Raw genomic sequence first — 22,052 nt, forward strand, 5'->3', positions numbered from 1 at the left:
CGCGTGGTACAGAAGGGAGCCGTATGGTGCAAACAATTGAGAATGATATTCGAATCCTAGGAGAAGAAGGGCTTTTAACTGACTTACATGACATTATTGAAAATGAACAAACATTTTTAATTAATATATATGGAGAAGCGGGAACAGGAAAATCAGCGTTATTAACGTATTTATCACAACTAAATAACGGACATAATTATGTTATGTTAGATGAAAACTCAGTGGAAGAATCGCTTTTACAAGCAGATTCAAGCACAATTCTTTTGATTGATAATATTGATGAGTTCTACTCAAGAGAGCAGTGTAAAGAACTCATGTTAAAGGTCTATTCCCAGCATTTAAATTCTACAGTTATTTTCACAAGTAAGAGTAAATTTTTTCTAGAAGCGTTACCAGGGATCTCTATATTTAACTTTGAAATTGGGAACAGAGCTTTTAATTATGATGAGTTCACCCAATTTATTCAGTGTGATGCGATGAGAGAAATTATTCAAGAAAACCCGCTCCCTGACTTTATCTTAAAAAATACGTTTCTGTTTGCTACATACTGTCGTAACTTTACGTATGTTATCGCTTTGCTTGAATCCGTCGTGATGCACCTTGGGAAATATCAAAACATCACGCCGCAACAGTTTATTCAATTTTTAACGACATCTGAACTGTTTACAAAGCTCCAACAAGATTTAATGTTTGATACGCAAAATGTTGAAGAAAGTGATTATTTATTTGTGATTCGACCTAAGGATAAGATTGAGAAGCTTAGAGATTTAATTATTAAGTATTATCCAGATGAGTACGTGTTGTTTGAAGTCATGAAGAACCAGTTTAATTCTTCGTTTGTGGAAAATACCTTTAACATGACGATTCCGTATACGGATAAGGTGTTAAATATTTGTTTATCCTATGACCCTATTGAACTGTTAGTGAATCTATTAGGACCAAGGGATATCATCCTTGAACTTAATGCAAGAAAAATAGGTGAGGCTTCGTTTACTTATTCTATTGAAGATAAAGCGAAGCTAATCTTAAAAAACATTGGCATGAATATTCTAGATAAACCTAAAGGCTTGGAGTATTTTTTATCTCGTTATCGCGCTAACAATCAACTTTTATTAGAAGATAAGTTTAATAAAATGAATAAAGAATATATGATAGGGCTTGGCATCTCTTGTTACCAGGAGCTAGAGCATGTTTTTTATGAAATGTTGAACTTCTATTCCATTTACTTTTATGGTTCGATGTCAGCGTTTATTAAAAGTTATAACGAACAAACGAGAAGTAAAAAGATTATTGAAAAGCGAATTACCTTTGGACAATATATCGGTCTCTTTTCCTATTTAAATAGCATAGGCAAACAAGAGCAATTTCAACTTAAGATGATGAACTTGAATTTACGAAGTATTTTACCAAGTAAGTTGATTCTTAAAGCAGAAGAGTTATCGTCGCTTCGTTCTTTTTTCTCTCATTATCAAAAAGTTCAAAGCTTCGAGGTTCCTTATAAAACATACCGAAATCGCATAATGAAGTTATATGCGAGTGCGATTGAGTTTTTAGAGTCATTGAAAGAAGCAAATGTGTTCCCTGAAATAATAAAAATTAAAGAAGTGATTTTTGATGAATTTGGGAGAAAGCTTTTTGTGGCTTCGGATTGGGATCAAACGGAAATCCGCTTTAGTTTATCAAATGGGTTGAGTAATGTAGACATTTATTCTCACTACTACATTCTCAGAAAAAATCAGATTATAACGGTCAACCCGATTTTAATTCCTCGTTATTTAGAAGAAAATCAGGAAAAGTTCAACGGCGAAGAGTATGACGAATCGTCACAAACCCAGCAAAAACAAGGGACAACACTTATCGAAAAATTGAAAGTGGATAATTATGCAAAAATCCTTGATGTCGGGTGTGGGAATGGACGCACTACCTTTGAGTTGTTCTCAAAAAATACTACCGTTAGCATCGATGCGTTTGACATATCAGATAGCATGGTAGAAACTGCACTCAAACTCAGACATGAAAAAGAGATTCACGAAGACCAAATTAATTTTTTTGTGATGGATGCTATGGATTTAGATGATGAAAACAAGTACGATTTAGTATTCAGTAATGCTACACTGCATTGGATGGTTGATAGTAAAACGATGTACCGGAAATTGTATCATAGTTTAAAGCCTGGTGGAAAACTTGCAGTGCACCAAGGAGGCTATCATTGCTATGTTGGTTTGCATGACATGGTCAAAAAGGCCATCGAAGTGCTAGATATCCAAATGTATTATCAAAATTGGACGTACCCCGTCTATTATCCAACAAAGGTAGAGTATGAGACACTTTTACTTAACCTTGGGTTTACCCAAGTTCGGGTCGAGAGTGTTGAAACAGATGGTACCGAATATCCAACCTTAGTTGAAAATTTCGCTAATGCAGGTATGCTTCCGTATCTCACGTGTCTACCTGAGGAAAGTTTACGAAAGAAACTGAGAGCAGCGTATTTGAAGTTATGTCAGTCACATACAGTGGATTTATATACGCATCGATTATATGCGTTTGCACAAAAAGGAGGCCAATCATAAGATGTCATATCGGCTTGAATTTTATGAAAAACTAGATGCACACAAAAGAAGAGAAGCAGTATGGGACATTCTATGTGAGGTAGATAAAGAGTTTGTACCTTCTCTTTCTGCGAGAGAAAGCTCTTTTCAAAGTGAACTACAAGTTGAGGTAGAAGAGGATAAAAAACCTCACTCCTATTTTGAAGAAGTATGTAAACAACATTTTATTTTAGCAATATCAGAAGGCACCGAAGAGTTATTAGGGTTTATGACGTTCAAGAGTGGTTATACGTGTGAAGAGCTTACTGCCTTTTCGCCAAGTCTTTATATTACAACGGTGTGTGTTCGCAAAAAAGAGAGAAATCGTGGAATAACAAGAACATTCTATGATTTTATTCAATCGGAGCAGGTGAAAGAGGCATTTAGGATGCCGTATGTTTCGACTCGAACATGGTCCGCAAATCACTCGCATATTCATGTGTTAGAAACGATTGAATTTGAAGTCAGTGAACGCTTGCCGGACCACCGCGGCAAAGGAATTGATACCATTTATTTTGCTAAAAGAGTATAAGGATTGAAGGAGGGGGTTGCCTAATGTGGCAGCCCGTTTTGTGTAGCACAAGAAAGAAAGTGAGCGTGCCAAATAGATAGTTAAAAGGAATAAGCGGGTGGCAACTAGATTACCATCCCAAAACCAAGAGAAGGAAGCAAAATCGGGAAGGAAAACGAAAATACCATCCCAAAACCAAGAGAAGGAAGAGAAAATGGGAAGGAAAACGAAAATACCATCCCAAAACTAAGAGAAGGAAGAGAAAATGGGAAGGAAAACGAAAATACCATCCCAAAACTAAGAGAAGAAAGCAAAATCGGGAAGGTAAACCTAATATCAATTCTAAAACCCAATCTAAAAAAGTAAATCCCACATCAGGTTTAAATGAAATATGTCCCTTTTCCATCCCCTTGCTTACTATAGTATTTTTTTAAGATTCTATGAAATGTTTTGTTGGATTCGATTATCTTGCACCACTCTTTTACTCTGCTAGTAGTAACTCTTTCTTTAGGGAACAACAATTTATAATCCTCAACCATCCGCTTTACAGCAGTATCTTCTTTTTCAGACGACCCACATTTCGAGCATTTGATTAAATTAGAGTGCTTAGTAGTTTCATTTGAATTACAAGCGCGGCATAGTATCCCTTTATCTAAGCTGAAAAAATCGTATCGAGGTAATCGTAAATAGGGATATTCACTTAACTGAAGAGCAAATAGTTTTTTTGCTAGCTTATAGTACACAGAAGTAAGGCGGGAAGTGTGGCTCTCAAGGGTTCTTTTAAAGCGATTGAGTTGTGATGAAAATACGATTGGAGAATGAAGTGGAGCTTGATAGAGTTGGAAATCCGGATGAATAAATACAAGATAAGATTTAACGGGAGAGGTATTGCCGATGTCTTGGAGTAATCGTCGGAATAAGTTTTCACTTCGATTAAGTTGGAGGAGAGGGTTTTTTATTTCATTTCTTGCAAGGGTGTACCACCTATCGCCTTCAATGAAAAAGTCACCCTCGTAATTTTTTACTTCAAAAATATAAATGGTGTTTGAGGTAATAAATAAGCTATCAATTTGAAACATGGTTTGGTTACATTCAAATAACATATTTTGTAAATAAATACCTACAGTTGTTAAACTGCGAAACCATTCATCAAACTGAAGTTCTCCTTGGTAGCCTTTTTGTTGGGTTAGTAAAGATTGTTTTTCTTTATCTGGTAACTCCATTCGTTCATTCAGCGACCTTAAAATCGTTAATTCCAATGGTTCAAGCCGCAAATTTATTATCATAGCCATCTCCTTTTTTATTAAGTTAAGAGGATTCCACATTCCAATAAAAGTGAAATCCTCAGTGAAAAATAAACTAAAACGTAGACAAGCCGCTCCATTCTTGGAATCGGTAAAGCAATTTGTTTGTAAAAGAATCATCCGCAAAGTCTTCATATTCTAACGTGTACTCTTGGCCATCATTGGTCCACAGTTTTTCAAAATACATAGAGATTTTTGATAAAGTCTCAGCTTCAGGACTTCCGACTACCTTTAGGTTCGTTTCTAAATTAAAGTCTGCTAGGTTTCGTTTAGTAAAATTAGAAGACCCTCCGATTACGACCACTTCTTCCTCTTTTTCAAAGATTGCCATCTTCGTATGATATTGCTCACCTGATGTGTTATACCAGCGAACAGCTATGTCGCCATCTGATTTGGAGACGAGTTCATGTGCGACAGGTCGGTTTGGAACGCCATTTTTTTCTCTTCCAAAGGCATCTTTGTTCGCATCAAATAGCAATCTAATTTCTACATCTCGTTTAGCAGCGGAGAGGAGCTCTCGCACTAAATCACGGTCAGAAAAATAAAAAGCTCCAATTGATATCGTATCACCACTCTTTGTTTGTTCAATTTCATCGAGTAAACTTTTCTTGATTTTACCTTCTGTTAATACCTGAACTTGATACGGTGTTTCAGTTGGAGTTGAAGACGCTTTAGGAATAAATGATGCGAAAAGCTCTGGACTTGCTCCTGACATCACCGCTACTGCTTTTTCTGTTTCAATTAAATCAGCAACAATATCCCCTTGTACCACAAATGCAATGTTGGAATGGTACCCACTGGCGTCATGAGGATTGGCTGATGTAACGACTGCCTTATGTTCAGTAATGACAACTTTTCGATGATTCGCTTTAAAATTAAATAATTGCAAATACGAACGCAGCGTTCCTTGTGGAGAATCTGGACTAAATGGGTTTGGAAGCCAGCCATTTTCAGAATTACCAAACCATTGCAAACCGCTTCTCCATAATCCTGAATAAGTAGGGTTAGAGTCACGTAGCTTAGTTAAATCGGTATAAAAAACATGAATATTTGCTTCTCTCAGTCTCTCTATTGAAGAAGAGCTGTAAGACCCATAGAACGTATTAATAGGATCTGTAATGACGACGATTTCAATATCTGGTTGTTGGGCTTTTTTTGCTAGAAGTGTATCTGTGAGTTGGGAAGAAATCGATGGGTAACTTGCTGAACGGTCATATTCATCGTTGAACAAAAACATATCTACGATAATAAAATCAGTAGCATTTTCTATAACAGAATGAATCGTGGAGAAAATTTCTTGCTCATGAACCTGAATACCATTATCCTCGTATGTCACATCCATTAAAAATTCAACTGAGTCAGAAGAATGTAGTTCGCCTTCAAATGAAATCCCCTCTGGAAGCGGCTTCCAAAAGCCAACCATAGCTGCTGTAAGATAAATGAGGAACAGAGTTATAAGCAGCAATAAAAACATCTTTTTCTTAGAAAATTTTTTCTTTGGTGCTTTTTTAATAAGTGGTGTATACATCAAATCGCTCTCCTCATATTGGAAATAAAGGTGATATTTCTCTTTATTGTAATCGCTTATTCGTCAAAAAACTACTCCTTTTTTAAAAGAGTAGTTTTATAGAAATAATTCCATGCCTGGTGATTGAGGAAGACGCTCAACGAAACCTATCTTATCGTAAAATGGTTTTTTCCCAGTAGCGCAAAACAACTGGATTTTACGAATGTTCTGTTGACGACAATATTCAATGAGGGTATTGAGCAGCATTTTCCCAATTCCACGGCCTTGATACGAAGGATGGACAATTAAATCACATAGTAAGGCTTGGTAAACACCATCGGATATGATTCGACCATACCCAATAAGTTGTTCGTTTTCATAGGCTGAAACAGAATACCAACAATGTTTAATGGCTTGATGAAGCTGTTTTTCTGATAACTCTCCATCTTTATTCCATCCTGTCGTCTGATATAACTGATAAAACTCATCCTTTGTTGGTACATGAGTAGATATTTTCAACTAAATTCCTCCTATAAAAAGGTTGGTAGTTTTTCTTTATACATGGTTTGGCAATTGTAGGATGTGTTAAGGGCATGAAGTGTTTTTGGATGTGGTCTCGCATAAATCATTGGATAATCGATTTCACCTAGATGTGGTCGAACAGCAAAAGCCAACTGCTCGGCTTCAAGAGAAAATTGAGCATTAATACCATCTTTATTTCCTCGGGCATCTACTCGAATCCATCTTGATGCAGAAGGGATAAAAACTGCATTTAAAGCATGGATGCAATATCCGTCTTCTGGCGAGTCAAAAAGGGTCAGACGTTGGTAGCAAAAACCTGTTGGAATCTGTTGAGAACGCAAGAGTGCTGCAAGTAAATGAGACTTAGCATAACAAATGCCATGCTTTTTCAAAAGGACATCCGATGCCTTGCATGTAATAACGCGATTATTGATATCAAAAGAGTGGTCAATGTCATCTCTTACAAAAGTAAAAGCTTTGTTCACCATTTCAGTATCGCTTTGTACGGTACGAAACAGAGAGGCAGCGAATTGCTGGATAACTGGGTGTGAAAAGTTAACATCTTCAAGTTCAATAAAATAATCAGTTAGTTTATTAGAGTCACATAAAATTTTCAATCGCAATCAACTCCTACTAAAATAATTCATAATTATACACGCGAATGAATAAAAATAACACCATTTTCGTCATCTATTTTTCGACGAAATATTATTTTGAATTTAAGATAATTTTCAATTGCTTTTTACGAGGTTTTACTGTTAAACTATCTGTATAAGTTATGTACAATAAAAGTGTAATGTAGGGTGGTGGGAAGTATGAAGAAGAAATCAGTCATTATTATAGGAGCTGGGCCAGGGGGGCTTGCATCCGCCATGATTCTAGCAAGTCAAGGTAATAAGGTTACTGTATTTGAAAAACAAGAGCAAGTCGGGGGTAGAACGTCAGCAATTCATACAAATGGATATACCTTTGATAAAGGACCAACATTTTTAAGTATGCCTTATTTGTTAGAAGAGCTTTTTACTTTGGCGGGGCGCAAGATGGATGACTATCTTACGCTAACAGAAGTGGACCCTTTGTATGAGCTCCGTTTTGACGGTCTTCGTTTCTCACCTTCACGAGATCAAGCCGTCACCAAACAAGAAATAGAAACGCTATTCCCTGGTAACGGAGAGGGTTATGAACGTTTTATGAAAGATAATGACATAAAAATGGAAAGGTTAATGCCGCTCTTACAAAATAGCTTTCAATCGATCTTTGACTATTTTAGATGGCGAACGATTCGAGCATTACCCCATTTAACTCTTAATCAATCATTATATGATGTATTAGGAAATTACTTTACGGACGAAGAGCTTAAATTAGCGTTTACTTTTCAATCGAAATATTTAGGAATGTCACCATGGGAATGTCCTGGAGCTTTTAGCATTCTATCCTATATGGAACATAAATATGGTATTTTTCATCCAATCGGTGGGTTAAATCAAATTCCAAAGGCATTTGCAAAGGTAACAGAGGAGTATGGAGGAGTCATCCATACTGGTGTGGGAGTGAAACAGTTACTTGTTGCAAACAAAAAGGTCTTGGGTGTCTTATTAGAAACTGGAGAAAAAGTGCTGGCTGATGATGTGATTGTAAATGCCGATTTTGCACATGCCATCACATCATTTATAGAAGAAACGCCAGTAAAACGTTATACAAGGGAAAAAATAAATAAAAAAGACTTTTCATGTTCAACGTTTATGCTGTATCTAGGGTTAGATCAAACGTATGAATTGCCTCATCATACAGTGTTGTTTTCAAGTGACTATAAAAAGAATGTAGAAGAAATATCAACTCGGAAAGTATTATCTGAACAACCTTCTATTTATGTTCAAAATGCAGGGGTAACAGATAGCACACTTGCCCCTGAAGGAAAGTCGACACTTTATATTCTAGCACCTGTACCTAATAATACGAGCTTACTAGATTGGGAGAGTGAGAAGTTAGCTTTTCGGGAGCTTGTTCTCAATCAAGTAGAAATGAAGTTAGGCATTTCGATTAGAGATCATATTGAGGTTGAACAATTAATTACTCCAATGGACTGGGAAAACGAGTTGAATGTTTATCAGGGAGCTACTTTTAATCTATCTCACCGTCTTAGACAAATGATGTATTTTAGGCCTCATAACAAATTTGAGGAATTAGAAAATCTATGGTTAGTTGGTGGAGGTACACACCCTGGAAGTGGTCTTCCGACAATATTTGAATCAGCCAAGATTACGATTGCTGAGATGAAAAAACAAGAAAGAAAGCAGAGGGGTGCGTAATGAAAACGGCTGTTATTGGTTCTGGAATAGGTGGGTTACTTTCTGCTTTATATGCTGAAATGCGTGGTGAAGACGTCACAATATTTGAAAAAGATGATAGTCTTGGAGGTCGACTCTCTTTTATTGAAAAAGACGGATTTAAAATTGATAAAGGGCCGACCATTGTACTCCTTCCAAATATGATTAAAAGCATCCTAGCTGATGTTGGAATTGGTTCAGATGAGTATGAACTCATTCAGATAGACCCCCTTTATAAGCTTTCATATCCAGATGGAACGACTTTTACAAAATGGAGCGATAAACAAAAACAGTTAGAAGAAATCAATCGCATGTACCCAGGTGAAGAGGAACACTTCCTCCGATACCTCTCTGATATGGAGCGTAATTTTGAAGAAGGGAAACGTGCTTTTCTTGATGTATCGTTTGTGCAGAAACGTGACTTTTGGACGGTAACGAATGTACGTACATTATGGAAACTTAAAGCTTATCAAACCGTCAAGCAACAAGCAGAATCTTATTTTACCAATCAAAAATTACAAGAAGCCTTTTCCTTTCAAACGCTGTATATAGGTGGGGCCCCATTTCAATCCCCAGCGTTATACTCATTGGTTCCATATAGTGAACACGTTCATGGCATCTGGTATGTAAAAGGGGGCTATGCGAGTTTAATTGATTCAGTAATCAACAAAATTAACGAAAAGAACATTACGGTTAAACGAAATCACAAGGTTGAAAAGCTCGTTCATGAGCAGGATACATGCAAGGGTGTAATCGTGAACGGAAAAATGGAAGAATTTGAGCAAATCATCGTAAATGGCGACTTCCCTTTAATGGAGAAGGTAGTAGGAGTTAAAGAGAATCAGTATGTGCCATCCTCTGGGTGCTTACTTGTCTACTTGGGATTAGACAAAATCTATAAGGAAGCAAATGTCCATCAATTTTTTATGACAGAAGACTTAGAAAGACATATGAAGGACGTCTTTGTTACAAAACAATTACCAGAAGACCCGTCGATTTATTCGTTTCATCCATCTATCATAGACCCTTCATTAGCACCAAATGGAAAAGGCGTGTTATATATGCTCGTTCCGGTTCCTGTTAATAGCGAGATAAATTGGAAAAAAATTAGTTCATATGTTGATAAGGTTATAGATGAAGTAGAAAACAGAGGTTTTCCGAATTTAAGAAAATCGATTCTTTGGAAAGAAGTTCGTACCCCAAAGGATGCAGAAAATGAAGGGTTGTATATGGGCGGAAGTTTTGGCATAGCCCCATCATTACTTCAATCAGGGGTTTTTCGACCTCAGCTTAAGCCATTTAAATACGATAATGTTTATGCTGTTGGGGCTAGCACTCATCCTGGTGGAGGAGTTCCGATAGTGATGCAAGGCGCAAAACTATTACATCAGTTTATTGAGGAGAGGGTGGTACAAGATGAAGGAAGTAGAACGAGCGTATCTGCAATGTAAAAAGATGATTGAATCAAACTCGAAGACATTTGCCAAGGCATTTTCGATACTACCAGAACGACAGCGGAAAGCCGTGTGGGCGATTTATGCTTTTTGTCGTCAAGTTGATGATATAGTCGATGAAGGCTCTAGTCTAATTGAAGAATTAGAAGAGTTTGAAAAAAAGACCCATGATTTTTTTATCCATTCTATCGTGTTGCCTGAGCCAATGTGGATTGCACTTGATGATGTCCGAAAACACTTTGACATAGAGCCCCAACCATTCTTTGATATGATTAAAGGGCAAGGGATGGACTATAAAAAAAGCGTCTATGACACGCTAGAGGAAGTAGAAGAGTATTCGTATTATGTAGCCGGTACCGTCGGATTAATGCTGTTGCCGGTATTGGCACCCAACAATCATCATGAGATAAAAGAAGGTGCAGTGTCACTTGGCGTAGCAATGCAGCTCACAAATATCTTACGAGATGTCGGTGAAGACTTGTTAAAAGGTCGTATTTATCTGCCGAAAGACACGCTCGTAAAGTATGATTATTCCTATCCACAATTGTTTGAACAGACGGTAAACAAAAGTTTTATCGGTGTATGGGAAGAGCTTGCTGAACGTGCAGAAACGCTATATCAAAAGGCCTTGAAGTCTGTTCATCACTATCCTATATCGTCAAGAGTTCCTGTGCTAGGTGCTTTGTATATGTATAGAGAAATATTAGCAGCGGTTAGACGAAATGACTATGATGTATTTCGAACAAGAGCCTATGTGACTAAAGAAGAAAAAGAAAAAGTTTTAGTTCGAATTCAAGATATGATTCAAATACTAGCATAGGAAAAGACGCATGCGTTTTCAATTGAAAATGACATGCGTTTTTTGTTGTAGTCTCCAACCCAAGGTTACATGAGCCCCTTGAGTTGGTGGTCTACTAGTTTTGCAACATTCTGACCACTAATCATCACCATTGGCGAACCACCTCCTGGGTGGGTTGACCCTCCGGTGAAATAGAGGTTTGGAATATCTTTGGAGCGGTTTTGTGGTCGAAGGAATGCGCCTAAAAAGGAATGAGAGCTTGGACCGTATAATGCTCCTTTATAAGCCCTAAACTGTGTGGAAATATCCTTTGGTGTGACAACTTGTTCAAACTCTAGATGAGGCTCTATATTCAGGCCGTACGTAGCTAGTTTTTTGTACACAATTTCCTTATAGACTCTTATTTCTTCTTCATCATATGACTCTGAAATGGCAGGGGCATTCACTAAGATAAATAAGTTACTGCCATTGGGTGCTTGGCTTTTGTCTGTATATGATGAATTACTAATATATATTGTAGGGTCTGAGGGCATCTTTCGTTCAGTAAACAGTTCACGAAACTCATCTTCGTATTGATTGCTAAAGTATACTTGATGATGAATGAGTTTCTCCATTTTCGTTGATATTCCTGCTAGAATGACAAACGCAGAAATGGAAGGGGTGATGCTGTTTATTTTTTTGTTTGTAAAATGTGGTCGGTCCTGTTCCTTCACGACTCGTTGATAAGCGGATAATATATCACCGTTCATTACAAATGCATCACCTTCATGGATAGTGTCCTGGCTTGTTCGAATGGCTACGGCTCTTTTATTTTTCACCAGTACCTCTTTAACGTCTGTGGAGAGATGAAAGGAAACCCCTAATTCCTTTGCACGTTTGACGAGGCCATCGGCAATCGATGCATTCCCCCCTTTGGCATAAAAAACACCTTCAGCAAGTTCAAGATGAGCAATCATTGCAAAAGTCGCAGGTGTTAAATAAGGAGAAGACCCTACGTAAGTTGCATAGCGATTGAATGCTTGAATGACCTTTTCGTTTTGAAAGTATCTCCGATGAAAATGATCCAAATTCTCAAACGGTCGTACTTTCAAAAAAGCTTTCGCTAACGATGGGTTGGCATAGTCTTTTTTACTAGAAAAAGAATAGTAAAGAAAATGGTCAACTGATAGTTGGTACAAACGTTTTACTTCATGTAAGTACTCACGATAATTTGCTGCACCCGGTGCGTCTAATTCTTTTAGTTGTTCTATCATGTGAGAAGTATTTGTTGTTAGTTCGAATGAATCTCCACTCCCATAATGGTTGCGGGTGTGAACGTCCAACTTTATAAATTGAAAATAATCATCAGGGTTTGCGCCTGAATTAAGGATTACGTTTTGAAAGACGTGAGGCATTGTAATTGTATTCGGACCGAAATCGAATTGATACTGGTCATTTGCGACTCTTTTTAATTTCCCGCCAAGGTGATTGTTTTTCTCGAACAGATGCACATCATAACCTTTAGAGGCAAGTGTAATTGCAGCAGATAACCCTCCAAGACCACCACCTATAATCATTATTTTGTTCATGAGTAATGTCTTCCTTTCCATATTACATTTCGCTTTCGAAGAGATTGAATCATTGAATAGCTTAAAAGTACGATAATCATTAATGAGGATAGAGGCATCAATAGAAATATCAGGTTTCTTTGGTTCATTCGCCAATCAACATATAACCTAAGAACTAGTAAAAGAATCAAAGGGACGAAACTACCAGTTACTATAAGAAACAATGGCAAAAGAAAGATACTGTAAAAACAAATGAGTCCGATCCCCATTACATACGACCTACCTATGCCAGAAAATACATTTTTCAAAAAACCGTTCCATACTTCGGCATTCGTCTCATACATATGACATGTCACATCGTTTGTTATATTGGCTAGCACAACATGATATCCAGCTTTTTTAACTTCACGGCTAAGGTGTACATCCTCGACTAGGGAATTGAACACCTGCTTGTGTCCACCAGATGCCATATAGGCCTCTTTGCGAAAAAACATAAATGACCCGTGAGCTGCTGTAAATGCCGGTAGCTTTGTTAAATTCGCCATAAATAAAGGCAAATGAAACAACACGATAAAATGCTGCATTGGAACGAGTAATTGACTAAGAAAGCTTGTCGTCGGAAAGTTAGGAAATCCTGTGAGTAAACCAGCTTTTCTTTTTGTTAATAAGCACAAAGAAGCTTCAATTGTATGAGGAGCTATTCGAACATCGGCATCGAGAAAAAGATAATAGTCTCCAGAAGCCGTCTCACTTAATTGCTGACAAGCATGAACTTTTCCTACCCACCCTCGCGGAAGGGGACGTCCATGAATGACGGTTCCGGCTACTTTTTCAAGACCCTGCTGAAGCAAGGGTACTGTTTGGTCGGTTGATTGGTCATCTAAAAAGATAACTTCATAGTTTTTATAAGTTAACTTTTCTAACGATTGGAGCAATGGCTTAATATTTCTTTCTTCGTTTCGAACGGGTATTAGAATTGAAACGAGTGGTACTGTCTCTAGGGAACGAGCTTGTGTAAGTTTTGGCATAAACATAGAGTTAAGAACCGTCCAAAGGATAAATAGAAGGAAGATTACACTTACAGTTGTCATGAAGATGTCCTCCTCCTAGCTTTATGTTTTGCAAATGATGTAAATCCATTTAGCAGCACTGAGTAATCCGTAGTTTGTTCGTGAATGACCGAATGTCGTTGCACCTCAAGTTGTCCGGTTACCTTTTCTTCAAAAAAAGCTGTTACTTGCCTTACGTTATCCTTACGCCAATTATCAATTGCAGACCCGATTGTTATAAACAAGTTCGGCTTAGGTTCATGCCCAAAGGAATAATAAAATGTGACAGGTACAACTTGAAGTTCAGGGAGTTGTTTTGCTATAAACGCAGCTCCTTTTTGAAAAGTTAAAGGTCGTTTTTCAAGATGTTGTTCCTCTCCTTGAGGAAAGATCCATACCGCTTTTTTTTGTTGCAATAATTTGTTCGTATAGTCTAAGGAACTACGAAGCTCTTTGTGGGAAGTTAAAGAAATAGAATAACCACCTAACTTTTTAAAGAAAGGATACGATTGTAAGCCTTCTTCACTCATCATCGCAAAGCAATCATAGGGTATAATCGTTTGAGAAAGATGAAAACAAATGAGCCCATCCCACCAAGAGCTATGGTTCGCGATAAACAATGTAGGCTTGTTTCTTTCAATGTCAGACGTTGAAATATAAATGTTAGAAAATGATTTTTGGAGCAACTGTTTATTGTAAACGTGAAACAATGAGCTAAACCACTTGCTCTTTTTGGCTTCAATCATACTCCAGCGTCCTTTCGAATCGCAGTAACATACGCCGAAAAGAGGATGTATACAAGTGGCGCTGTGATTGCAATGGCAAGCCAAAGTTTAGCGGAAATGGCTAAAATAACAAACATGCTAAGCATCAAACCGTAAAGAATTGCCATTCTTTGACTCCAATATGTGCTATTGTCATCATCCTGTAAAAGGTAAAAAGCAAGAACAAGATGTAAGGCAAAAGCAACGAGGAACCAATCAACGAAATTCGAAAAAGGAATGCCGTAATAGACTCCATTCCCATCCCAAATCCAATATTCCTTAGCTACAAAAGCAACCGGGTCTAAAATTAAATCAAGGATAACAGCAGCGGATGGACCACAAAGAAGATAGACGGCTTTCTTTTTAACTCCTTTTACGTGCTGACTTATCACTTTCGCTATTGCATGAGTTGTTGCAATCACCATTATCCAAGCAAAACCAATTGTAATCGGTACTCCAACAAGTTGTGGGCCGAAGTCTGCATTATACGAATAATGCCCAAACAGAAATCCATAACGAACACCAGTCCATTCAGCCATCATTGTTGTTGTGAATATAAGAGCTACAACCGAAAATCCTTTTCTCATTGAATAATTTCTAATAAAATAAATAACACCAAGTATGCCAGACAAGAGTAAAAAGATAACATTAGCCCATTCTAATGAAGGTGAAACGAGATCGAACGTTAGGAGGATAACTCCACATACATACCAAAATAGAAAAAAACGAAAGATATAACGGTCAAATTGGTTTTCCATGACACACCTTCTTGTTCACTTTATATTTAATCTTTGTATAACTATTGTACATAATAATGTTAGAGGAGGGAATACATATGCTTGAAAATTTTATTGTTGTTGTCACTGGTGGAGCGCAGGGAATTGGTAAGGGGATTGCGAGAGGGTATTGCAATCAAGGGGCGACTGTCATTATTACGGATATTGATGAAGAAAAGGGAATTGCCACAACGAAAGAATTAAATGCAAGTGAAAAAGGAACATGCGTTTTTATTCACTGTGACGTCCGAGTTTCAGAACAAATTTCTGAAACGGTGAAAACCATCGACGAGCGCTACGGAAAAATTGATGTATTAATTAATAATGCAGGTGTTTCTAGATTTACTCCAATCACCCAATTAAAACTAGAAGAATGGGAAGATGTCATCAAAACAAATTTAACCGGTCCTCTTCTTTTTGCAAAAGAAGCAGCGTTCATCATGAAGAAACAAGAAAAAGGGTCAATTGTAAACATTGCTTCAACAAGAGCAATCATGTCAGAGCCTAGTTCTGAGGCGTATGCAGCTTCAAAAGGAGGAATTGTGGCGCTAACCCACGCCTTAGCTGCTTCCCTTCAGGAAGATCGAATTCAAGTAAATGCAGTAAGTCCTGGTTGGATTGAAACAGGTGATTATGAAGGGTTACGAGAGGTTGACCACAAGCAGCATTTCGCAAAAAGAGTGGGGAAACCAGAGGACATTGCCCGTGCATGTCTCTTTTTAACTCATCCAGACAATGATTTTATTACAGGAGAAAATCTAGTGGTTGATGGCGGAATGACCCGAAAAATGATTTATGAACATTAAAAAAGTAGGACCTAGCAATCAATAAATGCTAGGTCTTTTTGTCCGTGTTTTTCCAGTTACTTCCCCTTACAATAAAAATAGTAAGGGGGAGTATGAGTGGTTACGCAAAATGTAAAGGTTAAAACAACAGTTGTGTTTCTTATTTTGGCGTATGTTTTATATTTTATATATCAGATGTTATTAGTTCTTCCTTACCCCTTGCTAGGTATTCATCTGACAAAGGACGACTCCAACTGGGCAGTTGCCCATATTCAAGCTGATGGTATTGCTGGAGAACTAGGAGTGAACAAAGGCGATATTATCACCTCAATAGATGGAGCTTCACCCGAGGAAACTCGATTGGTATCCAAGTGGTTTATTGTTGAACAAGCCAGCCAGTTTACTGTGAAGAATGCGAATGGTGAAAAAGAGATACATGTACCAATAGGAGAGAATCAGAGCTTTTATGACAAGTTATGGTTAACGATATTTTCCCTGCCATTTTTACTTATCGGCATCATAACCTATTATCGGAAGCCGAAATTATATTTTGTGAAGACGTTTTTACTTACGAACGTAGTAGTTGCTTTTTCTCTATTGTCTGCGATTACCTCTTGTCAAGGGTATATCGTACCCCGAACAATTTTTTATCAAACGTTAATCTGGATTCCTTACTTCTTAGTTGTTCTTACTTCCTACTTTCCAATATACATAAACCATGACCGAAGAGTGAAGCGAACAAAGAAAATCTTTCTTGTTATCGCGCTGTCCTTTTCGTTTTTACAAGTATCATACCAAATTTCCCCTTTGTCTGAGAATTGGTTTTTACTACTTGATAAAGGTGTAATCTTTCCATTGTTGTTAGCCTTACTCGTTTGCTCCATCTTTTTCGGATATATTGCACTGCAGTATGCGAAAAAAGTAGAAAGATACCAAGTTTGGATTTTGTCGTTTGGACTGCTGTGTAGTTTATCTCCTTTGTTTATTTTCTTTATGCTCCCAACAATTTGGCATAAATCAGAGGTCAACACCGTTTTTACTTCTTTCTTTTTAATGGCTATGCCACTTTTTTATGGGTATGTTCTTGTCAGAAAAGGGTTGTTGTGGCGCAAATTCTATTTGCCAGATTTATTACTTCGGTTAGCTTTTGCTGTTGGTGTGGTAGGTTGCTTTTTGCTCTTCCATGTTTTCCATGAACGGACAGGACAAACGAGTTTATTAATTATCATGGCGTTTCTTTATATTGTTGGGTTACATTATTTTTTCCAAAACATGGTTCAATGGAGTAATCGATTGTTATTTCAACGAAAAGAAAGAATTCAGGAAAAAGAGGAAATGTTGTCTCAACTCCAACTAAATGATTATTATACAAACCTACTTAAGCACTTTATTATGAAGATGGCAGATGATTTTGATGAACGCATAAAAGCTATTTTTTGGATTCGACATGACCATTCACTGCTTATTGAAGTGAAAGATACCCCTGATTCTCGTTTAAATGGTCTTACACTAAACAAAAAAGGCGAGTTGGTGTTTTCTTCTAAAGCGAATGAGCAGCAATTTACCACTTTTCCTGTGGTGGAACAACAAACGTTAGTAGGATACGTCATTGTTGAGAAGGGTAAAGTTTCAAACTTATTTGAAGCGGATTATCTTGCTTTATTAACTTCTTATATGCAAATGGTTCATCGCCTTGTCAGCCTTCAACCTGCCTTAAACTCTCAGGTGACAACCTCGCTCATTGAGCTGAATGAGGACCAATTATTACTTGAAAGTCTTGAAGAAGAAAAAGAAAAGATTGCTGAACACCTCCATGATAATATAATTCAAAACTTAGTCTTTATTTTACGGGACGCAAAGGAAATCAAAACAAATGAACCAAAAAAAGTTCATGGTATGGTTGATAAGTTAGAGGATACATTGTTTGAGTTGCGTGATTTATGCTCTGATTTATATCCGTCCGTTGTTGAAGATATTGGTCTCAAAAGAGCGATTGATACGCTAATTCGGGAAACAAAAGCGAGACATCATATCAAGATGGAATGTGATTATGATCGTTATGTAGATAACTCTATTCCGCTAGCTGTCACAGTTTCACTGTTTCAAATGATAAAAGAGCTACTTCAAAATGTACTGAAACATGCGCAGGCAACAACAGTCTCGATTACGATCGAAACATACAATCACACTGTTCAGGTTCGTATAAGTGACGATGGAGTAGGTTTTGATACGTTGTCACTTCAGCACCAAATCGCAAAGGCGAAGCATTATGGCTTGCTATCAATCAAACGAAAGGTAAATGCATTACAAGGGAACTTCGATATCCTTTCCCAGCATGGTAAGGGAACAAAGGTAATGATACGCATACCTGCACAGCCGCAAGGAGGGAGAATACATGAAAAAGCAAATTAGAGTCATGTTAATCGATGATCATCAAATGGTTCTACGTGGTTTAAAATCATGGCTTGAAGAAGATAACGACATTGCAGTGGTAGGAGTCTATCATCAAGCTAGAGAAGCATTACAAGCTATGGAGGATCTAGTACCAGATGTTGTTGTCTGTGATGTACGTATGCCAGAAATGAACGGAATGGAGCTAGCTCGAAAAGTTGTGCAAATCAATAACAATCGGATAAAAGTGGTGTTAGTTTCTGGTTTTTATACAACGGAATACCACGTAACCGCTCTAGAAATAGGAGTGAGTGCCTTTTTACCAAAGGATTCCTCCTACTCAGAGTTTATTAACATCATTAAGCAAAGTTATTTTGGCTATAAAATGATACCATCCCACCTTGAGCAGAAAATGGAAATGAGATTAACACCGAAAGAGACGGACATCTTAAAAGGAATAGCGGCAGGAGAAACGAATGAAGAAATCTCTAAACGATTACATATGAGTCGTAGAACGGTCGAACACCACATTTCCTCTATTTTTCGCAAATTAGATGTAGATGGAAGAGTAGGTGCCGTTATTAAAGGGATTCAACACGGGATATTAGGTGATGTGATGTAAAGGCAGAAGTAAGACCATCTTCTCCTTCATGTGATAATTGCGGAACTCCGCAATTAAATATACGCCATGTACGGATGTGTGCCGTTCATGGTGTTTTTTATACTATAGCAGAGGTATAAAAAGGGTGGAGGAATGGTGAAGTGAAAAGTAAACTATGGTCTAATTTTTTATTTCAGTGGAGATGGATTATCGTTCTAGTGTTTATTGGACTTGTCGTCATTAGTGGGTTGGGTGGAGCAAAATTAACCCCGCTGTTGTCAGGCGGAGGTTGGGATGTAAAAGGAAGCTCTTCCTATTTAGCAAGCGAAATGATGTCTGATGGCTTTGCGGGGAGAGCCCCGACTTCATTAACGCTCGTTATTACAGATCCGACTAATGAAATTGGGACAGCAGTCTATGAAGAAAATGTAAAAGCAGTGGTCGAATATGTTGAAAGTTTAGAAGAGGTTGATTCTGTTTATTCCTGGGTTGAAGCACCTGCCCAACTAAGAGAAACAATGGAAGGCAAAGATAACAAGACAACGATTGGTTTTGTCAGCATGAATATTGAGGAAGGCCAAGCGGTAAATTTAATGCCTGACATCCAAGAGGAACTTCATCAAAAGGGAAAAGAGGTCGGAGTTGACGCGTATTTAATCGGCGAGGCTGCAATCTGGGGCGATGTTAGTTTATATAGTCAAAAGGGATTGGTGAAAGCTGAATTGATTGTATTACCTCTCATTTTTATTGTTCTTCTAATCGTGTTTCGAAGTGTAGTGTCCGCGATTACCCCGATGATGGTTACGGTGGTTTCTATTATCGTTAGTATGGGGATTATTTATCTAGTAGCAAATACATTCGAACTGTCAGTGTTTGTTACGAATGCGGCGGTCATGCTAGGGCTTGGGATTGGAATTGATTACTCTTTATTTATTGTCAATCGGTTTAAGCTTGAGTTAGAACAACAAAAGGGAAAGGTAAAAGAGGCAGTCGCTGAAACATTGCGAACAGCAGGTCATACCGTGTTTTTTTCAGGTGTGACAGTCGTCGCTGCCTTGTCAGCGTTATTTTTAGTGGAACTACCTGCAATTAAAGCAATAGCGTTTGGTGCGATAACGGTTGTTATCGTTTCGGTATTTGCTAGCTTAGTATTATTACCTACGGTTTTACTTTTATTAGGTGAGAGAATTAACAAGCTCAAAATACCGTTTCTTCCTAAACCGACAGACCGAAACCAATCCAGATGGTATCGTTTTTCGAAGGTCATTATGAAAAGGCCAGTTTTCTTTTTGGTACTCTCTGTGATTATTCTAATGAGCTTTGCAATTCCAGTGAAAGATATGAAACTATTTAATCCGGACGGTCAAATTCTTCCACAGGAATCATTGGTAAAACAGGGACTAGATAGGTTAGAACAATCATTTGGTGTGGGGAGTATGAATGCCATTTCAATAGTCTTGGACAGTGAGGGTAGGATAACAGAAGAACAAATCACTTATATTGAGAATCTAACCGACTCGATAGAAAACCATGAACATAGCAGCGGAGTGAATTCGATTGTATCTTTGTTTGAAGGATTTCAACCTGCCCAAATAGATGAATTAATATCAACTGATTTTAATGGTGTCCCAGAACAAATGATACCAATGGTAGAACGGTATATTAGTGAGGACAGACAGGCGCTCGTCATTGATGTAGAGGCTAGTGTCTATGCAGCGAGTAAAGACAGCAAGGATTTGGTTGACTATATAAAAAATAACATAAATGAAAATCCAACACCTACAGGAACCGAAGTATATGTCGGGGGACAAACTCCGCTAGGGATGGATATGGATGAGGCTATTTATGATAGTTTACTTCCTGTTATCGCAGTTATGCTCGTGTTACTTTATATTATATTATTTTTTACGTTTAAAAGTGTATGGCTACCATTAAAAGCAATTGTAATGAATCTACTATCGGTTGCGGCGACCTATGGGATACTAGTATTTGTATTTGCGAACGGATATGGCGCAGAGCTGTTTAATGTCAGCGCAAATGGCTATATTGTCAATTTCGTTCCCGTTCTACTACTCGCACTTTTGTTTGGGCTTAGTACCGATTATGAAGTATTCCTCTTGAGTAGAGTGAAAGAAGAGTATGATAAAAATGGCGATAATGATGAAAGTGTGGCAGTTGGGCTTCATGCAACAGCACCAATCATTTCAGGAGCAGCTGTATTAATGATTGCTGTGTTTGGAGGATTTGCTTTCTCTGGCATGCTCCCTATTTCAACACTAGGTTTCGGGATGGCGGTTGCGATATTTATCGATGCCACACTTGTTCGCTTCATCTTAGTACCTGCATCAATGAAGTTAATGGGGAAATGGAACTGGTGGTTTCCCTTTGCAAAAAGTAGAGCTGAAAGTCATGCAAATAAAAAGATGGTAGGGTAGTGGTAGCTGGGGTAAGAAAGTATCGAGGGCGCAGAAAAAGTTTTTAACTTTTTCTGCGCCCTTCCGTTTTACTTTTTGTTCCACCCTTTATTAGAGCCTTCCGTTGAAGAGCATAGGAACTATATATTAGTAACCAATCATTAATGAAATACAGGATTTAAGAGTAGATTATAGAATAGCTAATTTATATAACTTTTTTTGTATAAGGGGGAGCTTATGTTTGATTTTCTTTCTAGCAAGGAAGATATTTTTATTTTTATCTACTGCATAATATTACTCTGGAACAATATCGATTATTTACGAGATTATAAAAAGATTAAGGAAGAGCTTGACCAAATTTCATCCGATTCTGAATTAGATATTAATCCTAATAGTATTTCAGTTATCCTATTTAGTTTACTATTCCGATTTTTTAGGAGCTGGTTATTTTATATCTTAGCTGTTCTTCTTACGCAAAACATACTGGTGCTTATTGTAGCTGTCGTTCTTTTTATTATCGATTTATATCAAGCGTTATTTAAGTCAAGCGTAGAGGACGTAAAAAAATCGAAAGTGAGAAAGTATCAGACGATAGCAGAAACTGTTTTTATTTCTGGATTTGTCATTTATTACTTTTGGGTGATGTAATTTTAGCAGTAAAGTGAACAATATGGTACAAAACGTTTATTTTGTGTTGACAAAGGGAAATTAAT

Annotated in this window: 18 protein-coding genes; 10 read left to right on the forward strand and 8 right to left on the reverse strand. The window is 37.5% G+C overall.

Annotation, left to right across the window (positions count from 1 at the left end; all coding sequences use genetic code 11):
* Window positions 1-23: 23 nt before the first annotated feature.
* Together BK585_RS08920 and BK585_RS08925 are read left to right on the forward strand one after the other, a co-directional pair.
* Entirely contained in the window at window positions 24-2,570 is a 2,547-nt protein-coding gene (locus BK585_RS08920; RefSeq protein ID WP_078553108.1) for a class I SAM-dependent methyltransferase, read from the forward strand.
* Window position 2,571: 1 nt separating this feature from the next.
* Complete coding sequence (locus BK585_RS08925; RefSeq protein WP_078553109.1) at window positions 2,572-3,120, forward strand: hypothetical protein; 549 nt, start codon at window positions 2,572-2,574, stop codon at window positions 3,118-3,120.
* Between the two features lie 359 nt (window positions 3,121-3,479).
* On the opposite strand, the gene BK585_RS08930 is transcribed toward BK585_RS08925, so the two are convergent.
* From BK585_RS08930 to BK585_RS08945, 4 genes are all read right to left on the reverse strand, one after another.
* Window positions 3,480-4,385: a nuclease-related domain-containing protein gene (locus BK585_RS08930; RefSeq protein WP_170885524.1), complete on the reverse strand. Its 906-nt coding sequence runs from the start codon at window positions 4,383-4,385 to the stop codon at window positions 3,480-3,482.
* A 73-nt stretch (window positions 4,386-4,458) separates the two neighbouring features.
* Window positions 4,459-5,931 (reverse strand): phospholipase D family protein, encoded by a 1,473-nt coding sequence (locus tag BK585_RS08935; RefSeq protein WP_078553111.1) that lies wholly within the window; start codon window positions 5,929-5,931, stop codon window positions 4,459-4,461.
* Between the two features lie 96 nt (window positions 5,932-6,027).
* Window positions 6,028-6,429 carry a GNAT family N-acetyltransferase gene (locus tag BK585_RS08940; RefSeq protein ID WP_078553112.1) on the reverse strand — a complete coding sequence of 134 codons (402 nt, stop codon included), beginning with the start codon at window positions 6,427-6,429 and terminating at the stop codon, window positions 6,028-6,030.
* Between the two features lie 11 nt (window positions 6,430-6,440).
* Entirely contained in the window at window positions 6,441-7,049 is a 609-nt protein-coding gene (locus BK585_RS08945; RefSeq protein WP_078553113.1) for a transglutaminase-like domain-containing protein, read from the reverse strand.
* Between the two features lie 198 nt (window positions 7,050-7,247).
* Between BK585_RS08945 and BK585_RS08950 the strand changes: the two genes are divergently transcribed.
* From BK585_RS08950 to BK585_RS08960, 3 genes are read left to right on the forward strand one after another with little or no spacing between them, the layout of a single operon-like run.
* Complete coding sequence (locus tag BK585_RS08950; RefSeq protein WP_078553114.1) at window positions 7,248-8,741, forward strand: phytoene desaturase family protein; 1,494 nt, start codon at window positions 7,248-7,250, stop codon at window positions 8,739-8,741.
* Window positions 8,741-10,210, forward strand: a complete 1,470-nt coding sequence (locus BK585_RS08955) for a phytoene desaturase family protein (protein ID WP_078553115.1) — start codon at window positions 8,741-8,743, stop codon at window positions 10,208-10,210. The genes BK585_RS08950 and BK585_RS08955 overlap by 1 nt, the downstream gene beginning before the upstream one ends.
* On the forward strand, window positions 10,176-11,033 hold the full coding sequence (locus BK585_RS08960) for a phytoene/squalene synthase family protein (RefSeq protein WP_078553116.1): 858 nt from the start codon (window positions 10,176-10,178) through the stop codon (window positions 11,031-11,033). Before BK585_RS08955 ends, BK585_RS08960 begins: the two co-directional genes overlap by 35 nt.
* Before the next feature lie 65 nt (window positions 11,034-11,098).
* Here BK585_RS08960 and BK585_RS08965 read toward each other — a convergent pair whose 3' ends face one another.
* The 4 genes from BK585_RS08965 to BK585_RS08980 are packed head-to-tail and all read right to left on the reverse strand — an operon-like array spanning window position 11,099 to window position 15,130.
* Window positions 11,099-12,580 carry a phytoene desaturase family protein gene (locus BK585_RS08965; protein ID WP_078553117.1) on the reverse strand — a complete coding sequence of 494 codons (1,482 nt, stop codon included), beginning with the start codon at window positions 12,578-12,580 and terminating at the stop codon, window positions 11,099-11,101.
* Window positions 12,577-13,650 (reverse strand): glycosyltransferase family 2 protein, encoded by a 1,074-nt coding sequence (locus BK585_RS08970; protein WP_078553118.1) that lies wholly within the window; start codon window positions 13,648-13,650, stop codon window positions 12,577-12,579. Before BK585_RS08970 ends, BK585_RS08965 begins: the two co-directional genes overlap by 4 nt.
* Window positions 13,647-14,354 carry a lysophospholipid acyltransferase family protein gene (locus tag BK585_RS08975; RefSeq protein ID WP_078553119.1) on the reverse strand — a complete coding sequence of 236 codons (708 nt, stop codon included), beginning with the start codon at window positions 14,352-14,354 and terminating at the stop codon, window positions 13,647-13,649. Before BK585_RS08975 ends, BK585_RS08970 begins: the two co-directional genes overlap by 4 nt.
* Window positions 14,351-15,130 (reverse strand): carotenoid biosynthesis protein, encoded by a 780-nt coding sequence (locus BK585_RS08980; protein WP_078553120.1) that lies wholly within the window; start codon window positions 15,128-15,130, stop codon window positions 14,351-14,353. The genes BK585_RS08975 and BK585_RS08980 overlap by 4 nt, the downstream gene beginning before the upstream one ends.
* Before the next feature lie 77 nt (window positions 15,131-15,207).
* Here BK585_RS08980 and BK585_RS08985 point away from each other — a divergent pair, with 77 nt between their 5' ends.
* The 5 genes from BK585_RS08985 (at window position 15,208) to BK585_RS09005 (ending at window position 21,987) form a co-directional block, all read left to right on the forward strand.
* Window positions 15,208-15,954 (forward strand): SDR family NAD(P)-dependent oxidoreductase, encoded by a 747-nt coding sequence (locus tag BK585_RS08985; protein WP_078553121.1) that lies wholly within the window; start codon window positions 15,208-15,210, stop codon window positions 15,952-15,954.
* Between the two features lie 96 nt (window positions 15,955-16,050).
* On the forward strand, window positions 16,051-18,345 hold the full coding sequence (locus BK585_RS08990; protein ID WP_078553122.1) for an ATP-binding protein: 2,295 nt from the start codon (window positions 16,051-16,053) through the stop codon (window positions 18,343-18,345).
* Window positions 18,329-18,946 carry a response regulator transcription factor gene (locus tag BK585_RS08995; RefSeq protein ID WP_078553123.1) on the forward strand — a complete coding sequence of 206 codons (618 nt, stop codon included), beginning with the start codon at window positions 18,329-18,331 and terminating at the stop codon, window positions 18,944-18,946. The genes BK585_RS08990 and BK585_RS08995 overlap by 17 nt, the downstream gene beginning before the upstream one ends.
* Before the next feature lie 140 nt (window positions 18,947-19,086).
* Window positions 19,087-21,360, forward strand: coding sequence for an MMPL family transporter (locus BK585_RS09000; RefSeq protein WP_078553124.1), 2,274 nt, complete (start codon window positions 19,087-19,089; stop codon window positions 21,358-21,360).
* A gap of 216 nt (window positions 21,361-21,576) precedes the next feature.
* Window positions 21,577-21,987 carry a hypothetical protein gene (locus tag BK585_RS09005; RefSeq protein WP_078553125.1) on the forward strand — a complete coding sequence of 137 codons (411 nt, stop codon included), beginning with the start codon at window positions 21,577-21,579 and terminating at the stop codon, window positions 21,985-21,987.
* The last annotated feature ends 65 nt before the right edge of the window (window positions 21,988-22,052 follow it).

It is taken from the genome of Bacillus alkalicellulosilyticus, assembly GCF_002019795.1.
Classification (GTDB): domain Bacteria; phylum Bacillota; class Bacilli; order Bacillales; family Bacillaceae_F; genus Bacillus_AO; species Bacillus_AO alkalicellulosilyticum.

Excerpts from the sequence above, each read along its gene's own strand:
- BK585_RS08920 (WP_078553108.1), top strand. The coding sequence starts at position 24 with ATGGTGCAAACAATTGAGAATGATATTCGAATCCTAGGAGAAGAAGGG.
- BK585_RS08925 (WP_078553109.1), top strand. The coding sequence starts at position 2,572 with ATGTCATATCGGCTTGAATTTTATGAAAAACTAGATGCACACAAAAGA.
- BK585_RS08930 (WP_170885524.1), bottom strand. The coding sequence starts at position 4,385 with ATGATAATAAATTTGCGGCTTGAACCATTGGAATTAACGATTTTAAGG.
- BK585_RS08935 (WP_078553111.1), bottom strand. The coding sequence starts at position 5,931 with ATGTATACACCACTTATTAAAAAAGCACCAAAGAAAAAATTTTCTAAG.
- BK585_RS08950 (WP_078553114.1), top strand. The coding sequence starts at position 7,248 with ATGAAGAAGAAATCAGTCATTATTATAGGAGCTGGGCCAGGGGGGCTT.
- BK585_RS08955 (WP_078553115.1), top strand. The coding sequence starts at position 8,741 with ATGAAAACGGCTGTTATTGGTTCTGGAATAGGTGGGTTACTTTCTGCT.
- BK585_RS08960 (WP_078553116.1), top strand. The coding sequence starts at position 10,176 with ATGAAGGAAGTAGAACGAGCGTATCTGCAATGTAAAAAGATGATTGAA.
- BK585_RS08965 (WP_078553117.1), bottom strand. The coding sequence starts at position 12,580 with ATGAACAAAATAATGATTATAGGTGGTGGTCTTGGAGGGTTATCTGCT.
- BK585_RS08970 (WP_078553118.1), bottom strand. The coding sequence starts at position 13,650 with ATGACAACTGTAAGTGTAATCTTCCTTCTATTTATCCTTTGGACGGTT.
- BK585_RS08975 (WP_078553119.1), bottom strand. The coding sequence starts at position 14,354 with ATGATTGAAGCCAAAAAGAGCAAGTGGTTTAGCTCATTGTTTCACGTT.
- BK585_RS08980 (WP_078553120.1), bottom strand. The coding sequence starts at position 15,130 with ATGGAAAACCAATTTGACCGTTATATCTTTCGTTTTTTTCTATTTTGG.
- BK585_RS08985 (WP_078553121.1), top strand. The coding sequence starts at position 15,208 with ATGCTTGAAAATTTTATTGTTGTTGTCACTGGTGGAGCGCAGGGAATT.
- BK585_RS08995 (WP_078553123.1), top strand. The coding sequence starts at position 18,329 with ATGAAAAAGCAAATTAGAGTCATGTTAATCGATGATCATCAAATGGTT.
- BK585_RS09005 (WP_078553125.1), top strand. The coding sequence starts at position 21,577 with ATGTTTGATTTTCTTTCTAGCAAGGAAGATATTTTTATTTTTATCTAC.